General features: G+C 62.1%; 14 protein-coding genes and 1 pseudogene. 3 read left to right on the top strand and 12 right to left on the bottom strand.

Translation table 11 applies throughout. From position 1 onward, the window contains the following. Positions 1–8 precede the first annotated feature (8 nt). Positions 9–1304 carry an NAD(P)/FAD-dependent oxidoreductase gene (locus LU684_RS01495; RefSeq protein ID WP_016487244.1) on the top strand — a complete coding sequence of 432 codons (1296 nt, stop codon included), beginning with the start codon at positions 9–11 and terminating at the stop codon, positions 1302–1304. 144 nt (positions 1305–1448) lie between these two features. Further along, positions 1449–2125: pseudogene (locus LU684_RS01490) on the top strand (DUF3313 domain-containing protein). A gap of 165 nt (positions 2126–2290) precedes the next feature. Here the strand turns inward: LU684_RS01490 and LU684_RS01485 are convergent. Then, positions 2291–3667: an L-serine ammonia-lyase gene (locus tag LU684_RS01485; RefSeq protein ID WP_016487246.1), complete on the bottom strand. Its 1377-nt coding sequence runs from the start codon at positions 3665–3667 to the stop codon at positions 2291–2293. A gap of 147 nt (positions 3668–3814) precedes the next feature. Between LU684_RS01485 and LU684_RS01480 the strand changes: the two genes are divergently transcribed. Then, a complete protein-coding gene (locus tag LU684_RS01480) occupies positions 3815–4756 on the top strand; it encodes a LysR substrate-binding domain-containing protein (RefSeq protein WP_016487247.1) in 942 nt (313 codons plus the stop codon). Positions 4757–4876: 120 nt separating this feature from the next. Here the strand turns inward: LU684_RS01480 and LU684_RS01475 are convergent, their stop codons facing one another. The 11 genes from LU684_RS01475 to LU684_RS01425 all read right to left on the bottom strand — a co-directional run bounded on the left by LU684_RS01475 (position 4877) and on the right by LU684_RS01425 (position 16929). Then, the gene (locus LU684_RS01475; RefSeq protein WP_016487248.1) at positions 4877–6298 is read right to left on the bottom strand and encodes an undecaprenyl-phosphate glucose phosphotransferase; all 1422 of its coding nucleotides are present in this window, start codon (positions 6296–6298) and stop codon (positions 4877–4879) included. A 156-nt stretch (positions 6299–6454) separates the two neighbouring features. After that, positions 6455–7213 (bottom strand): WecB/TagA/CpsF family glycosyltransferase, encoded by a 759-nt coding sequence (locus LU684_RS01470; protein ID WP_232894042.1) that lies wholly within the window; start codon positions 7211–7213, stop codon positions 6455–6457. Further along, entirely contained in the window at positions 7213–8400 is a 1188-nt protein-coding gene (locus LU684_RS01465; RefSeq protein WP_096426103.1) for a glycosyltransferase family 2 protein, read from the bottom strand. The genes LU684_RS01470 and LU684_RS01465 overlap by 1 nt, the downstream gene beginning before the upstream one ends. Continuing rightward, positions 8397–9599, bottom strand: a complete 1203-nt coding sequence (locus LU684_RS01460; protein WP_016487251.1) for a glycosyltransferase — start codon at positions 9597–9599, stop codon at positions 8397–8399. Before LU684_RS01460 ends, LU684_RS01465 begins: the two co-directional genes overlap by 4 nt. 49 nt (positions 9600–9648) lie before the next feature. After that, positions 9649–10653 carry a VirK/YbjX family protein gene (locus LU684_RS01455; RefSeq protein ID WP_024717499.1) on the bottom strand — a complete coding sequence of 335 codons (1005 nt, stop codon included), beginning with the start codon at positions 10651–10653 and terminating at the stop codon, positions 9649–9651. Between the two features lie 9 nt (positions 10654–10662). Further along, entirely contained in the window at positions 10663–11640 is a 978-nt protein-coding gene (locus LU684_RS01450) for a glycosyltransferase family 2 protein (protein WP_016487253.1), read from the bottom strand. Between the two features lie 5 nt (positions 11641–11645). Further along, on the bottom strand, positions 11646–12170 hold the full coding sequence (locus LU684_RS01445; RefSeq protein ID WP_016487254.1) for a serine O-acetyltransferase: 525 nt from the start codon (positions 12168–12170) through the stop codon (positions 11646–11648). Between the two features lie 8 nt (positions 12171–12178). Then, positions 12179–13135 (bottom strand): glycosyltransferase family 2 protein, encoded by a 957-nt coding sequence (locus tag LU684_RS01440; protein ID WP_232894041.1) that lies wholly within the window; start codon positions 13133–13135, stop codon positions 12179–12181. After that, positions 13128–13745: an acyltransferase gene (locus LU684_RS01435; RefSeq protein WP_016487256.1), complete on the bottom strand. Its 618-nt coding sequence runs from the start codon at positions 13743–13745 to the stop codon at positions 13128–13130. The genes LU684_RS01440 and LU684_RS01435 overlap by 8 nt, the downstream gene beginning before the upstream one ends. Positions 13746–13849: 104 nt before the next feature. Beyond that, a complete protein-coding gene (locus LU684_RS01430) occupies positions 13850–15316 on the bottom strand; it encodes a GMC oxidoreductase (protein WP_096426106.1) in 1467 nt (488 codons plus the stop codon). Between the two features lie 236 nt (positions 15317–15552). Beyond that, positions 15553–16929: an oligosaccharide flippase family protein gene (locus LU684_RS01425; protein ID WP_016487258.1), complete on the bottom strand. Its 1377-nt coding sequence runs from the start codon at positions 16927–16929 to the stop codon at positions 15553–15555. Positions 16930–16997 lie beyond the last annotated feature (68 nt).

Here is a 16997-nt window from a genome sequence, read left to right as displayed (position 1 = left end):
GAACGCCCATGTCTTTCGATTCCCAACACACTGCTTCGTACTACGCTGCCACGGCACGCAACGCGGCGCCCTACCCAACCCTGGACGGCGAACTGACGGCTGATGTGTGCGTGGTCGGCGGCGGGCTGACCGGCGTCAACACCGCCCTGGAACTGGCTGAACGTGGCTTGTCGGTGGTGCTGCTGGAAGGCCGGCGCATTGGCTGGGGCGCCAGCGGGCGCAATGGCGGCCAGCTGATTCGCGGCATCGGCCATGACGTCAGCGGTTTCACCCGGCATGTCGGTCAGGATGGGGTGCGCTACCTCAAGCAGGCCGGCATCGATTCGGTGGCGCTGGTGGCCAGCCGCATCGCCCAGTACGGCATTGCCTGCGACCTGCGCTGGGGTTTCTGCGAACTGGCCAACACGCCTGAGCAGTTCGCTGCCTTCAAGGACGAGCAGGATGACCTGGCAGCGCTTGGCTATCGCCCTGAAACCCGCCTTGTAAGCCCTGGGCAGTTGCATGAAATTGTCGCCAGCGACCAGTACGCCGGCGGCCTGGTCGACATGGGTTCGGGCCACCTGCACCCGCTCGACCTGGTCCAGGGCGAAGCCCGTGCCGCCCATAGCCTGGGCGTGCGCATTTTCGAGCAAAGCCCCGTGCTGCGTATCGAGCACGGCCCGCGCGTGACCTTGCACACGGCCCGTGGCAAGGTGCGGGCAAGCAGCCTGGTGCTGGGCTGCAACGCTCACCTCGATGAACTGGAGCCGCGGCTGAGCGGCAAGGTGCTGCCAGCCGGCAGTTACGTGGTGGCCACCGAACCGTTGCCCGAACCGCTGGCGACCACACTGATCCCGCAGAACATGGCGCTGTGCGACCAGAAGGTCGGCCTGGACTACTACCGCCTCACGGCAGACCGCCGCCTGCTGTTCGGCGGGGCCTGCCACTACTCCGGCCGCGACCCCAAAGACATCGCCGCCTACATGCGGCCCAAAGTGCTGAAGGTGTTCCCGCAACTGGCCAACGTGCGCATTGACTACCAGTGGGGCGGCATGATCGGCATCACCGCCAACCGCTTCCCCCAGGTCGGGCGCCTGAGCCAGCACCCTAACGTGTATTACGCCCAGGGTTATTCCGGGCACGGGCTGAACGTGACGCACTGGACGGCAAAACTGCTGGCCGAAAGCATCGCCCTCGGCCACAGCCAGGGCCTGGATGTGTTCAGCGCCGTGCCCCACCTGACGTTCCCTGGCGGCAAGGCGCTGCGCTCGCCGCTACTGGCACTGGGCATGCTGTGGTACCGGTTGCGCGAAGCGCTGGGTTGAGTGCGCTGCAAAGGACGCGGTGCCCGAGAGAAGGGGCGCCGCCACTTTTTCCGCTTTCCACAGGGGATTGAACTCGCCCACTGGCCAACTGTCGCGCACCTGCTAGCGTTGTTCTGGCCGACCTCTCATGGATGCGCCTTCATCATGAAATCACTGCCTCGCATTACCCTGTTGTGCGCCGCACTGCTTGCCGTGGCCGCCTGCTCCAGCAATCGCGTGGACCCCAAGGATTATTCCGGCTTCCTCAAGGACTACAGCCGGTTGCAAGAAGCCAAGAGCCCGTCGGGTGACCCGGTGATGCGCTGGATCGACCCCAAGGTCAATATCAACCAGTACAGCCAGGTGTTCATCGAGCCCAGCCAGTTCTACCCCAAGCCGCAGCCGACAGCGGTTATCTCGCAGCAGACGCTGCAGGAAATCACCCGCTACTTCAATGAAGCGCTGCGCCGTGAACTCGGTAGCGTGATGCCCTTGGCCAAGGGGCCCGGCCCGGGTGTGATCGTGGTGCGCCCGGCAATCACGGCGGTGTCCACCAGCAATGAAGGCCTCAAGCCCTATGAAGTGATCCCCATTGCGCTCATTTCGGCAGGTGTGAACACCGCCATGGGTGGACGTGACCAGGACGTGGATGTCGGCGTGGAGGCGGCGTTCCTGGACGGTGCCAGCCAGAAAGTGCTGGCCCAGGTGGTACGCAAAGGCGCGGGTCAGGAACTGGAAAACGATACCCAGAGCTGACCTTGAATGACGTCAAGCCGGTACTCGATGGCTGGGCCAAGGACATGCGGGCGAGCTTCATTGAAGCCAGGCAGAAAGCCCGCTAAGGGCCGCCCGCACACAATACTTGTGGGAGCGGCCTCGCGTCGCGAAAGGGCTGCGAGGCAGCCACAGGATTCAAGCCCTGATATACAAAGTGCTGGGGCCGCTTTGCGGCCCTTTCGCGACGCAAGGCCGCTCCCACAAAAGACCGCATCGGCCGGTGAGTTTTCCTAGCACTCGACAAAGGCCACTGCCAGGCCGCCGCGCGAGGTCTCCTTGTAGTTGGCATGCATGTCCGCCCCGGTATCACGCATGGTGCGGATGACCCGGTCGAGCGAAATAAAGTGCTCGCCATCGCCGCGCAACGCCATCTGCACCGCGTTGATCGCCTTCACCGCAGCAATCGCATTGCGCTCGATGCACGGCACCTGCACCAGGCCGCCAACCGGGTCGCACGTGAGCCCCAGGTTGTGTTCCAGGGCAATCTCGGCCGCGTTTTCCAGCTGCGGCGGCGTGGCACTCAACACCTGTGCAAGGCCGGCAGCGGCCATCGAACACGCCGAGCCCACCTCACCCTGGCAGCCGACCTCGGCACCGGAAATCGACGCGTTTTTCTTGCACAGTATGCCCACGGCCGCTGCCGCCAGCAGGAAGTCCACTACATCCGCATCGCAGGCGACCGGGTTGAATTTCATGTAATAGTGCAACACCGCCGGGATGATACCGGCCGCGCCGTTGGTGGGCGCGGTGACCATGCGACCGCCGGCGGCATTCTCTTCATTCACCGCCAGGGCGAACAGGTTCACCCACTCCATGGCGCTGAGCGTCGAACCAATCACGTTGGGCTTGCCCAGTTCCTGCAGGCTGCGGTGCAGCCGCGCGGCGCGGCGCTTGACGTGCAGCCCGCCAGGCAGGATGCCTTCGTTGCGCAGCCCGTTGTCAACGCACTCTTGCATGGCCGCCCAGATGCGCAGCAGGCCTTCACGTACTTGCGCCTCCGGGCGCCAGGCACATTCGTTGGCCATCATCAGCTGCGCCACGCTCAAGCCGTGGGCTTTGCACAAGGCCAGCAACTGGGCAGCACTGTCGAACTCATAAGGCAGCACAACAGTATGGGTTTCGCCTGCCGGGGCATCCAGTTCGCCCTGTTCAACAATGAAGCCGCCACCTACCGAATAGTAGGTCTGCAGCAGCAGGCTGCTCTCCCCGTCCAGTGCTTCCAGGCTCATGGCATTGGGGTGGTAAGGCAGGCTCTCGTCGAGCAGCAGCAGGTCGCGGCCATACTCGAAAGCCACCGGGTGGCTGCCATCCAACATCAGGCAATGCTCCTGCAACACCTGACCAACGCGCGACTCGATGGTGGCCGGGTCTATGCGGTCCGGCCACTGGCCCATCAGCCCAAGCAGGCAGGCGCGATCGGTAGCGTGGCCAACCCCGGTGGCCGACAGCGAGCCATACAACCGCACTTCGACGCGCGACACCTGTGCCAGCAGCCCCTGCTCACGCAGGGCCTGGGCAAACGTCGCCGCTGCCCGCATCGGGCCGACGGTGTGGGAACTGGACGGCCCGATGCCGATTTTGAAAAGGTCGAAAACACTGATAGCCATGCTAATGCCTGACCGTACCCTGATTTGAATCCACAGCACGGTTTAGTGAATGAAATTGAGCGGTATTGCGATTTTGCGCGATACTGACGCGCTGGCTCACGGATGACCAACGAATCTTTCTAAGCAAGCCTTTAGTGGTGCTAAACGATGCGACGACAACTCAATGGCCAGGTGTTTGTCTGGCTGCATGTATTCGCCTGTGCAGCCCGGCACCTGTCCTTTACCCGCTGCGCCGAAGAGCTGCACATCACCCCTGGCGCGGTCAGCCAGCAGATGCGCCAGCTGGAAGAACGCCTGGGTTACCGGCTGTTTCTGCGCCGCGCGCGCGGCGTGGAACTGAGTGCCGAAGGGCAACGCCTGGCCCAGACGGTGGCCGAGGCTTACGGCAGTATCGAGGCTGAACTGCTGCGCCTGGACGCCGGTGAAATACGCGGCACCTTGCGCGTGCGCTCGATTCCGTCATTTCTGGCCAAATGGCTTACCCCGCGCCTGCCACGCTTTCAGCAGCGGTATCCGGACATCGAGCTGCGCCTGGTGGCCGAAGACAGCGCCCAGGCATTGACACCAGGCGATTTCGACCTGGCTATCGACCTGAATGATGGCAGCTACCCGGGCATGCTCTCGACACCGCTGCTGGACGAACAGATTTTCCCGGTGTGCTCACCCACCCTGCTGCGCGGGCGCCCCCCCCTGCATGGGCCGGCGGACCTGGTGCACTACCCGCTGCTGCACGACATTACCGCCTGGCGGGGCAGCTCGGAGTATGCGGAGTGGGAGTTCTACCTGGACGGGATTGGCGCCGCCGGCCTGGATGTGCGGCGTGGACATACCTTCAACCGCAACCACCTCACCATCGAGGCGGCAATTGCCGGTATTGGTGTAGCGATCGCCCGGCGCACACTGCTCAATGACGAACTGGAGCGCGGCGCGCTGATCGTGCCGTTTGGCGTGCCGATCGCCAACCACAAACGCTACGTGGTGCATTACCCGCCAGGCGGGTTGAACCAGCCGGGCGCGCGGGCGGTGCATGACTGGCTGGTGGAGGAGGCGCGAGGGTTCAGGGAGTTGCATCCGCTGAACAAGGAATAGAGGCTCTGTGGGAGCGGGCTTGCCCCGCGAACACCGGCCAAGCCCGTGCCATGCACCGCGTGCCTGCTATTGCCGGTACAAGCCCGCGCCCACAACACTGCTGCCGGGATTGCACTTTAATTAATATGCCTGCTTACCGGTAAACGCATTCAACGTGCGTACCAGAATCACAAAATCCAGCCACAGCGACCAGTTGTTGATGTACTCGATGTCCGAGTCCACCCGCTGGATCATCTGCTCAATGTCCTTGGTCTCCCCCCTGAAACCGCGCACTTGCGCCAGGCCGGTCATGCCCGGCTTGATGTTGTGGCGGGCAAAGTAATCGACGATGTCCTGGGAATACAACGTGTCATGTTGCAACGCATGTGGCCGTGGCCCAACCAGCGACATTTCCCCGGTCAGCACGTTGAACAACTGTGGCAGTTCATCAAGGCTGGTACGGCGGATGAAGGCGCCAATTTTAGTCAGCCGCGGGTCATTCTTCTGCGCCTGTTTAACCACGCCATTGTCCGGCTGGTGAACGTGCATGCTTCTGAACTTCCAGATACGGAACGACTCGCCCGTCCAGCCCGTGCGTTCCTGGCGGAAGAATACCGGCCCGCGACTGGTGAGTTTGATGGCCAGCGCAACGCCCAGCAATACAGGCGATGCACACAACAGTATCAATGCCGCCAACACGCGGTCCTCGATATTTTTCAGGAACAGGCTCATGCCCGTCAACGGCGTTTCAGAAAGGGTCAGCACAGGAATGCCGGCAATTTCCCGCACGCTGTGATTGATAAGGCGCAACGAAAAGATATCCGGTACCCAGTTCACAGCGATGCATTTGTCGAGCAACTTGAAGTACACATCGTTGATGACCTCTGAGCCCCCCAGCGGGGTAACCAGGTAGACGGTGCGAATGCCATGCCGGGCAACGATTTCATCCAGCTCTGCAATGTGCCCAAGCACGGGCAGGCGTTGCTTGCCCTCGGCACTTTCCTGCCCCTGTTCGCCGGCTTTGTCAGTCAGCACACACCCCAGCACCCGTTCGCCAAACCAGGGGTTGTTGCTGATCTTCTGGTAAAGAAAATTGGCCAGATCGCCGTTGCCGATAATCAGGGCGTTGTCCAGGCGCGCATGCGCGGTAAAGCGTTTTTGCAGTTCACGAACCGCAAAATGCAAGAACAACTGGGCAATATAACCAATGATAAACAACTGCACGACCAACAACCGGGAGTAGGTTTCACTCTGTTTGGTCAAAAACGCCATGACCACAAGAAAACAGAACGTCGCCGACCACGCCTTGAACAGGCGGAACGCCTTGATCGAAAGGCCAACGTTGGTACGGTAGATTGCATAATGGTCGTAGATGACCGCCAGTGCGCCAATCAGCAACAGCAGCATGATTACATAATCGGAGGTAATGTAACCAAACTGGTCATAGATGAGGTACCAGGCAATACCGGTGACTGCAATACCATCAAGCCCCGCCTGAATGGCGTTACTGACGCTGCTTCTTCTCTGGAGTAAGGAACGACTGCTTCTGGGTTCGAAAACCATTTCAGACCTCATCTATTTGAGCGTAGCAAGTGCCGTCCATCAAACATCAAGCCTTGAAAACAGCTTATTCAACGCCAGTGAAGCAGGATCGTGCAGCCCCCAAGCCACTGATCTCACTGTAGCAGCCACCCGCCATCAGCGCGGATTTTGGCCGATTCATAGGGTTCCACTGGCCGAATCGGCTGGCTTGCGGCACAGCAGGGTGCGCAGCAAGAACAATGGGTTACCCACCACATAACGCATGAACAGGCGCTTCGGCTCGCGTAACAGCCGGTAGGCCCACTCGCCCCCCAAATGCCGCAGCCACTGCGGTGCCCGGCTGACCTTGCCACCCAGGAAATCCAGAATCGCCCCGCCGCACACAATCAGGCATGGCCCGCCGACAGCTGCCAACCTGGCCGCCACCGCTTCCTGTTTGGGCATGCCCATCCCCAGCACGATGAGCTCCGGTTTGCGTTCACGGGCCAGTTGCAGGTAGGTGTCGATGCTGGCAAAGCCATCGTGGACCGATACCGGCACCACGCCAAACAAAGCTTCGCTGCGTTGCACAGCCTGGTTCAGGTACGGTTGCTGCGTGCCCCAGAATGCTACCCGTCGTCCGCGGTATGCCTCCATGAGGCTGGGAATGAAGTCGGTGCCATTCATGTTGAGCCCAGGCTCCAGGCCCAACCGGCGATAAAGGATCGCCATGCCAGAGCCGTCGCGCAACAGCACATCGGCCGCCGACAACGCCTGGCAATACGCGCCGTCGCGCACCACCAGGTTCATTGCGTGGGCATTGACGAAGCCCAGTACGGTTGCAGAGTCCGGGGTGGCAAGCCTGTCGAGCAGGCGTTGCGCTGCAGCGCTGTCAGGCACCACCTCCAGCGTGTCGATAATACCCCGCCAGCGTTTCTGCCATTGCCACTGAGCCATCAGTCATCATCCCGTTTGGAGCGCACCCATTCGACCTGGCGCTTGATCAGGAACCCCAGGTACAGGGGGATTTTCCTTGCGGCGTAAAAAGGCGCGTACAGCAGCACGGAAAACGGGATCAGCTCACGGCAGAAGCGTGCCCACGCCAGCACAACGGCAAGGCCGAGCATGACCAGCGCAGCCAGTGCGATCCACGCAGGCGCCGCATGGCCTGACAGCAGGTAGGCCAGCCAGGTCACCAGGTTGAGCCCCAGCAACGCCAGCACCAGTAGCGCCAGCGGTGGCACCAGCAGGTCCAGGGTCATGGCCAGCAGGCTACCGTTGCGCTGGCGGATGGCGGCCAGCGCACGCTTGGGCGCATCCGCCAGCATCAAGCCCAGGTGGCCATGCTCCCAGCGGGTGCGCTGGCTGTTCATGCCTTGCTGGCTTGCAGGGAACTGGCTGGTGACCAACGCCTCGGGGCAGAACACCGGCGGCTTGCCCTGCTGGCACAGGTCCAGGCCCAGCTTTACATCCTCCACCAAGTGCCCATTGGCCAGGTTGATGAGGGCCAGGTCGTGCCAACCGAATGCCATGCCTGCCCCCATCAATTGGCACGGTAGCCCCAGCCGGGCCCAGCCACGCGGCCGTACCAGGTTCTTGACCCGCCAGGCAAACTCGGCCACCTGTACCTTCAGCCCGCTACCGGCGGGTGCGCGCATCAGGTAAAGCGCCTGCACCGGGCGTTGGGCCTGGTGATAACGACGCGCCAGGCAGTCAATCGCCCCCTCGCCTACCTGGCAGTCGGCGTCCACCACAATTACCACCTCGGGCGGCTGTTCGGCCAGGTGGCGTACGCCGAAGTCCAGTGCGTAGCCTTTGCCACGTCGCAACGTATCAAAGCGCTCCACCACCTCGGCGCCGGCCTCACGGGCCAGCCGCGCCGTGTCGTCCGTGCAGTTGTCGGCCACCACCAGCAAGCGGTCGCCTGGCAGCAACTGCGGGGTTACGCTCGCCAGCGTTGCACGAATGATCGCAGCCTCATCATGGGCCGGTACCAACACTGCCACCCGCGGACGCACGCTGACGCCCAAGGGCCGCGTGCGCGGCGGCAGGCAAGCCAGCAGCATCTGCAAGAAAAACACAGACACAGGCACAAAGGCGATCACCGCCAGCAGGCCCAGTAACCAACTCAATACACTCATCATGCGGATGCCTTGAAATAGCCGGCCAGCTTGGCCGCCTCGGTGTCGATATCATGCCGTTGCAGCACGCGCTGGTAAGCCGCCTCGCCCATGCGCTGCAGCGCTTCGGCGGGTTGCGCAAGGCACTCGGCCATGGCCTGGGCCAGTTCCTCCACGGCGCCAGCGGGGAACAGCCAGCCGTTTTCGCCGGGGCGCACCAGCTCCGGGATACCCGCCACATAGGTGGTCAATACGGGTCGGCGCAAGGCCATGGCCTCCATGATCACCACCGGCAGGCCCTCGGCGAAGCTGGGCAATACCAGCGCACGTGCGGCAAGGATTTCCTCGCGCACCTGTGCGCTGCTGATCCAGCCGGTGATGCGCACGTGCTGCTGCAAGCCATGACGGGTAATCAGAGCCTCGATTTGCTCGCGCATCTCGCCGTCACCCGCCAGGACCAGTTCGAAGGCAATCGACTGCTGCGCAAGCTGACGCGCCGCCTCAAGCAGCAACAGCTGGCCTTTCTGTTCACAGAGCCGGCCGACGCACACCAGCTGCGGCACCGCCGGCACGTTGACCGGCGCCACCTCATGGAAACCTCGCTCCAGGCCACAATGCACCACTTTCACTTTGGCCCAGTGCTCGTGCGCCACCCAGCGAAACAGCTGGCTGCGCCCGTAGGAACTTACCGCTGCCACAAAAGCAGCACGCCGCACCTTCTCGCCCATGTGCAAGAACTGCGGCTTGTCGAACTCCTCCGGCCCGTGCACGGTAAAGCTGTAGGCGGGACCGCCCAGCAGGTGGGCCAGCATGACCACCTCGGTAGAGTTGGTGCCAAAATGGGCATGCACGTGCCTGGCCTCATCGGCCTGCAGCCACTGCAACAGCTGGCAGGCCTCAGCCAGGTACACCAGGTGGTACGGCCACGGGCGGTCAGCACGCCGGCCAAGGCGCATGGCCAGCCTCAAGGCCTGGAAAAAGCGCCGCGGTTGCGCGCGCAGCACCTGCAACGCAGGCGTCAGCAACCCTTTTATGCCGCCTTGCAACACATAACGGGTCCTGGCCCGCTCGGCCGTGTCCTCGGCATCCTGCAATTCGGCATCCCACCCCCGCAAGGCAAAGCGTTGTACCTCTACGCCCTGGCGCTCCAGCGCCAGTATCTCGCGGCGGATGAAACTGTGGCTGACCTTCGGGTACTGATTGATGAAGTAAGCGATGCGCATACGAATCCAGATCCAAACCCGCTTGATGACCTACCTTCCCTGCCAACCCTCACTTCAGGCTGTCGACTACGGGCGGTTTGTCCACTGCCGATGCACTCACAGCAAATGCATCCCCCTGTTTTCCTTGTAGTCCAAGGTTGTGACTGCTGCTCGGCAATGCTGCCTGCAAGCGTGAGAAAACATCGTCGAGCATCGCCTGACGGCGGCGGTACATCGCCCGCTTCTTTGCTGGAATGTCGCTTTCTGCCCGCTGCGCCGGGGCCAGCGGTACGGTGAAGAAGTCCGCCTGGTTCGAGGCGCTGGCGCCGTGTTCCTGCCAGATGACGTCATAGTTGGCCGCAAGGTCCTGGCCTTTGTCGCTGCCAAAATAAGCGTGCCGGTGGTGCCGGCAGGCATCGCTGACGGCATACAGGTGCGCGACACCCAACGCCCGGGCCAGGCACTTCAGCGCTTCGAGTACCAGGCTGCGCGGGCGCAGGCCCTCGAAGTCCTTGGTCAGGTCACGATAGATGGTCAGCGAGGTTTCACTGTCGATGCCCTTGTGGATACCCTGCACGGCCCCGATGAACAGGTACAGCTCACCGTGGCTGCGGCACAGGGTGAACGCCAGTGAAGCCACCCGCAGGTCGCCCTGAAACAGGTTCAGCACCAACTCGCCTTCTCGCTTGAACCAGATCGGCCGGTCCAGCACCAGGCTGCAGCCTGGCGAATGGCTGGACAGCTCGCACAGCGTCAGGCTTTCGTCCCGCCCCAGCAGTAACAGCGTCGGAAACTGACCGGCCATTACTTCAAAGTGCGAAGCGATCACCGCCAGGCGCTGCGGGGCTTCCCAGGATTTGCTGAGGTAAGGCCACTGCACCACACCGATGCAGTCCACGCCCAAGCGCTGTACACCTTGCTCACCCAACGCCGCCGTCATGCGCTGCATGAAGCCATGCAGCTCAGGCCATTGCCTGGCAATCTGCAGCATCAACTTGTACTTGTTGTTCAACGCCCGCAACGAGTAGCCCGGTTGCAAGGTAAACACGCTTTTCACGAGGGTGCCGAGCATCATGGTCATCTCTCACTTGTACTCGATCAAAGCCGATTTGCCGGCCGCGAAGCGGTGGCGCAAGAACTTCACCTGTCCGAGCATTTCCGGGAACTTGCCCAGCACCAGGAACACTGCCTGGAGCCAGTTTTCGCGCGCCGACTTACTACCACGGCGCGCCAGGCGCACGGCCTGCAGCGGGTAGATCAACAGCAAAAGCAGGCCCCAGCCACCCAGCAGCAGGCAGGCCAGCACGATTACCAAGGGTACGCCCAGGCCCCATAACCAGGCCCGCCGCGACTCGCGCAACCAGTGTTGCTCGGGCGGCTGACCATGCAGGTAGGCCCCTTCGGCATAGGCATGGCCAGCACGCAGGCTGCGCCGCCACCACTGGCTGAAACGGGTCATGGCGGCGTCGTGCAAGGTCATCTCGGCGGCCAGGCGCCAGACTTTCCAGCCCTTGGCCCGCAAACGCACGCACAGCTCAGGCTCCTCACCGGCGATCAGCTCGGCGCGAAAGCCCCCGACAGCAGCAAACGCGTCTGCCCGCATCAGCGCATCACCACCGCACGCCTTGGCCTCACCGATGGGGGTGTCCCACTCGAGGTCGCACAGCAGGTTGTACACCGAGCGTTCCGGGAAGCGCTCCCGCCGGCGACCGCACACCACCGCCACCTCGGGATGCTGGTCGAGAAACAGCTGCGCCGTGGCCAGCCAGTGGGCATCCACCTCGCAATCGCCATCAACAAACTGCACCAGTTGCATCGACGGCAGCAGCCGCTGCAAGGCGCTGAAACCTTCATTGCGCGCGCGGGCGGCGGTGAACGGGATGGCCATGTCCAGCGCCAATACCTCCACACCCAGGCTGCGGGCCAGCTGCAGCGAACTGTCGGTGGAGCCCGAGTCGACATACATGACCTTCCCAGCACCGTTTACCAGCGAGCGCAGGCAGCGCTCCAGGCGCGGGCCCTCGTTGCGGCCGATGACCACCACACCGATTGCAGCCGCCATGGGCGTCACTCGACGGGCGCCGTGGCAACTGGCTGCCTGGCCTTGATGGTGGCCGGCACCCCTACCGCCAGGCAATTGTCCGGCACATCGGCCAGCACCACGGCATTGGCGCCAATGATCACGTTGTTGCCAATACGAATGCTGCCCAGCACCTTGGCCCCGGTACCAATATCGACGTTGTTGCCAAACACCGGGGCAATCGGTTCGTCGACATTCTTCAAGCCCACTACCACGCCGTTGCGGATACGGCAGTCATCGCCAAACCGGGCATAACCACTGATGACGATGCCGCCAAAATGGTCGATGACGAAGTTGCGGCCAATCACCACTTCGCACGGCAGTTCGACACCGGTGATGATCTGCACGAACTTGAACAGCACCTTGTAGATCAACGAGAAGAGTTTGCGCAGCAGTGCCGGGCGCACGGTGTAGCGCCAGCGGCCGAAGCGATACACCAGCAGTACCCAGAAGCCCTGCGCCCCCCAATCCCCGCCATGGGCGCGCAGGTCGGCACGAATATTCTCGAACATGGCTTTACCTACCTTGTCGGTTGGCTGGCGTACCGGGTCTTGAACAACAGTGACCAGGTCGCCCGGCAATGACGCCAGCAGGCGTGAATCGCGCCCCAGCCGCGTCGCTTCAACAGCGCCTTGAGTGCCAGCACCAGGTCACCCAGGGTGACCAGCGCCATGTGCAGGGCAAGGCCCGCCACCCCGTGATGCTTGCGGAAATACAACAGCTCGCTTTCGATCTGGTAGGACGAGATCTGCCGGCTGGCCGCCTCCAGCTCTGCCACCGACTTGGAGCTTTCACCCCCGATGTGCACCACGGTGGTATGCGGGTAGAACACGACTTTCCAGCCGGCTGCCTTCACCCGCTTGCAGTGGTCCACCTCTTCGTAATAAAGAAAATAACGCGGGTCGAACAGGCCCACCTTGTCCAGCACTTCGCGGCGCACCAGATAGAAGCAACCCGGTAACCAGTCACACTCGCGCACCGAGGCGTGGTCCCAGGTCATTTCATCGACCATCTTCAGCCCCGGGAAGAACCGCCCCAGCCCGGTACGCCCGACAAACACGTTGAGCGGCGTAGGGAAGTAGCGGCAGCTGGGCTGCAGATCGCCGTCACGGCCTTCCAGGCGCACCCCTAGCACGCCGCACTCCGGGTGGGCGTCCATGTAGTCGAGGGTTTTTTGCAGGGAGTCGGCGGCAACGAAGGCATCGGTATTGAGCAGCAAGGCGTACTTGCCCTTCAGGTGCGCCAGCAACTGGTTATTGGCCCGGCCGAAGCCCACGTTCTGCTTGTTGCTCAGCAGCAGTGCCTCGGGGCACACCTGGCCCATGCGCTGCACCGAGTCATCGCGCGATGCGTTGTCTACTACCAGGTAACTGGCCAGCCGCTCGCTGTCGGCCCGGCGCAGCGCATCGAACATCGGCTGCAGCAGCCCGGCGGTATTGAAGTTGACCACCATGACATCCACTGGTTTGCTAGCCATTGTTGCCGTCCCCAAAGAAGTATTGCCGCCTTTGCGCCATCAACAGCGGTTCAACTTCCGGGTCGTAAGCGCCGTTGCGCTGTTTTACCAGTTCGATCCACGGGTAGCTTTCGCAACGCGCCTCGACCCGTTTGATCAGCTGCTCGGTGGTGCAGATGAACTGGGCCGGGTTGCCACCAAATACGGTGCCTGGCGGCACGTCCTTGGTCACCACCGCGCCGGCAGCCACGATCGATTCCGGGCCGATGGTCACGCGGGGCATGATGATCGCACCATGGCCGATGAAACAGTTGTCCTTGATATCAATGAAACCGACCGAATCCAGGTGCTTGCCAAAGCGATGTTCGATCAGCAAAACCACCCCGTCATGACCGATCAACGTACAGTCGGACAGGCCAACGCTGTTACCGATACGTACCAGCGAAGGGTCAAGGAATTTACAGCCTGTATTGACGAAGAAATTGCTGCCAACTGAGTGAAAGTTACCCCATCGGGCGAGATAGGCCCCCCATTCAAGACCAGAAGGGTTGCAGAACCTCCTGTAGAACTTGCCCCCGCGCCCGGTTGCATGGGCGTAGTGCGCCACTGCCTTGCGTATCCATCCCTTCATACTGCCTGGCCTCGCGATCTGAACAATCTGGAGTGTCCTGAGGCGTTCCGGTCTCGTTCTTCTAGGTGCTGACCGCAGCGCACTCAACCCGTGTACAACCTGCTTCACGCAGCGGCGCCGCTGGCCGCTCTCATCTTGGTATCGAGGTGGTCGGCCAGCCGCACGGCAAACTGCAACAGGGGCATGGTCGGGTTTGAGGCGCCACCTTTGGCAAAGATACTGCTGCCGGCGACATAAAGATTCTCGGTACCGAACACCTTGCAATTGGCATCCACAACGCCGAACTGCGGCGAGGCAGCCATGCGTGTGGTGCCCATGTGGTGGGCGTGCGGTGCCATCTTCAGTGGTATCGAAGTGTCGTAGACAAAGTCGTTAAGCTTGACGAAGCCCAGGTCCATGTCGGCGAACTGCTTGGCCAGTTCGCTGCCAATGCACTTGATGGTGTGTCGGTCATCGGCGCTCAGCGCCCAGTTGACATTGACCTTGGCCACCCCCAGTGCGTCCTGCTCGTCAAGCAGCGAGATGCGACTGTGCAGGTTGGGGAACTGCTCGATCATGGTGCTGATCACACCGTCGCCGGGGCAGCTGAACTTGGCGACGAAGGCGATCTTGCCGGCAACCCCCATGTCACAGGCCAGGTTCTCCAGAAAATGCTTGACCTCGGCAGTGCGGCCATACGTCTGCACATCGGCCAGCAACGCGGCAGTGACATTGCCTTTACCGGCCTTGTACTCGTCGACAAAGGCATCGGTGGTGTAGTACTGGCGCGGCTCCGGGTCCTGCCCGGACTTCAGGATGAACGTGCCCAGGTCGATGTTGAGGTGCTCCATGAAACACCCGCCAACCAGCCCTTCCTTGTTCACCACGCCTGCCGCCACCAGCGTGTGGCTGTTGAGCAACTGCCGGGCATTTTCGATGGCACCGGTGGCCAGAATGAAGTTTCTGGCCACCAGGCGCTGACGATTGCGCTCGTAGTCGGATAGCACCACCGCAGTCAGATGGCCAGAGCCTTTGTCGAATTCCAGGTCTACGCAGTTGCAGTTGATGAAAACGTCCAGGCCTTTGGTCTGCTCCAGTGCCGTGGCGTACTTTTGCGCAAAGCGTGTGGGCGTGCTGAGCAGAAAGCGGTCCGCCTCGAAGTCACCGCCATCCAGGCCGGTGTTCATCGCACGAAAATCCGCGCCGGGTGGCAGGTCGACGATGTCCATGGCTGCCGGCAGGTAGCCCTCGATCTCCGAATAAGGAATAGGCCAACCCGGCAAGTCACCTGGCGGGCCGACGGTAAAGTCCGACGGGGTGAATGGCCGGCAACGGCCAGCCCAGTGGTTGGAGGTGCCCCCCAGATAACGCAGGCGGGTCTCCTCGGCATACAGCTCCAGGCCCGTAGATGCGCACGCGTACAACCCTTGCGAGTGCGGCGCATACTCGCGCCCCCCGCCTTCGGCGAGCAATACGTTCCAGCCGGCGGCGGCCAGGCGCAAGCCCAACGTGATACCCGCCGGGCCGGCACCGATGATGCAAAAATCGTAGTCGTCGCGCAGCGCCTTCTGCTGCTGAAAGTCCTTGATCATGCTGGCTCGTTCCGGAAATAACGGGAAGGCAATACCCAACCGTTGATCACCACGAACCCAGGCTGCTCGACAGGTTTGCCTGCAACGGACGCCGAGACGCCAAACACCGCGCCACCCACACCGAGCAAGACACAACTCTGGAGAAAGCCTCTACGGCCCAACTGCGCAGTACAAAAAGTGAGCTTCCCCATGATCCCGTGACCCGTACCCATGAAAGTTGCACCCAGCACGCTGCTTCAAAGCCAGTTGAAAAAGGCCGTGAGCAACGCTCCGCACAGCGCCCCGACCAGCAGCATCGGCAGCACCACCAGCTCACGCTTGAGGCTGAACATACCCAGTTTGCAGTTCACATACACGACCAGCACCAGTGTCGGCACGGCATGCAGGGCAACCCCCCAGATCGCCCACTCCACACCACCAATCGCCAGCAATAGCGGTAGCAGCCCCCACAGCGAGACCAGGCGGATGATGTTGTCCATGGCCTGGTACTTGGTCAGGCCAAGGGCAATCCACACCTGATGAGCCAATGTATAGCGCATTACGATGAACGACAGCGAAAGAATTGCCAGCATAGGGCCAGCTTCACGGTAGCGATCGTCGTACATCCAGCCAATCAGCAGCGGGCTGGCGGTCAGGAAACCACCACAGATGAACAGCACCAGCAGGTCGACCAGCAGGCGAAAGCGGTGATAAAGCGCTGTCAGGCGTTCCTTGTCGTCGGCCCGGGCTGCTTCACTGAAAGCGGGCAGCGCCACCGCCCCGACAATTTTCATCAGCGCGGTCTGCACCGCGCCAAGGATCAGCACGGCAATCGAATACACCCCCAGTTGCGCCGCCGACATGCTGGCGCCAAACCAGATGCGGTCGCCGTACATGGCCAGCACGCCGACCATCGACGACAACAGGATCCAGCGGCCAAACACGATCAACTCAGTCAGCGCCGTACGGTCCCAGCGCAGGTGATTGTTCGGCCCCTCCAGGGCGGTATGCCCCAGCACAGTCCAGGCTACGGCCGACACCAGGCCGGAGATCACCAGTGCCCAGATCGAATGGGTCAGCAAGCCCAGCACCAGCATCACCACCAGGCCGGCCACCTGCGAGGCCAGGTCGACCAGCACCACGCGCTTCTGTTGGAAAGTTCTTACAGCCACATCTATCTTGGTGGACTGGAAACCCCAGATGGCCGCCGACAGCCCGGTTACCGCCAGCACCATCGGCAGTACCGGGGCGGCGTAGGTAGAGTCCGCCGGCCACAGTTCCGCCAGTTGGGCCAACCAGGCGCCCAGGGCCAGCAGCAGGGTCAGGGCAAACAACAGGAAGCCGCGAATGATCTGCACGGTCCAGGCGGTGTTGAGAAAATCCGGGTCGTCACCACGGTGACTCTGGATGATGTTCTGGCGCAGGCCGACATCGGAAAGCAGATGCAGGAGTACCGAAACGGTGGTGGCGATGACCATCACCCCGAACATTTCCGGCAGCAGCAAGCGGGCCATGATCAGATTGCCGCCCAGGCGCATCACCTGAGAAGCCACCTGCGAGACCAGGTTCCACGACCCGGCCCTCAGGGCCCGGTTGCGCAGGCTCGCAGCGGCTGACACATCAATCGACGGCATGACTTCAATCTCTGACTGATTGGCTAAAAGTCACTATAGTTTCAATTAGCCACGATGCTAGCCGTTGC

Source organism: Pseudomonas sp. NMI542_15, assembly GCF_021283425.1.
GTDB classification, from domain to species: domain Bacteria; phylum Pseudomonadota; class Gammaproteobacteria; order Pseudomonadales; family Pseudomonadaceae; genus Aquipseudomonas; species Aquipseudomonas fortuita.
This window is presented reverse-complemented; position numbering and strand designations above follow the sequence as displayed.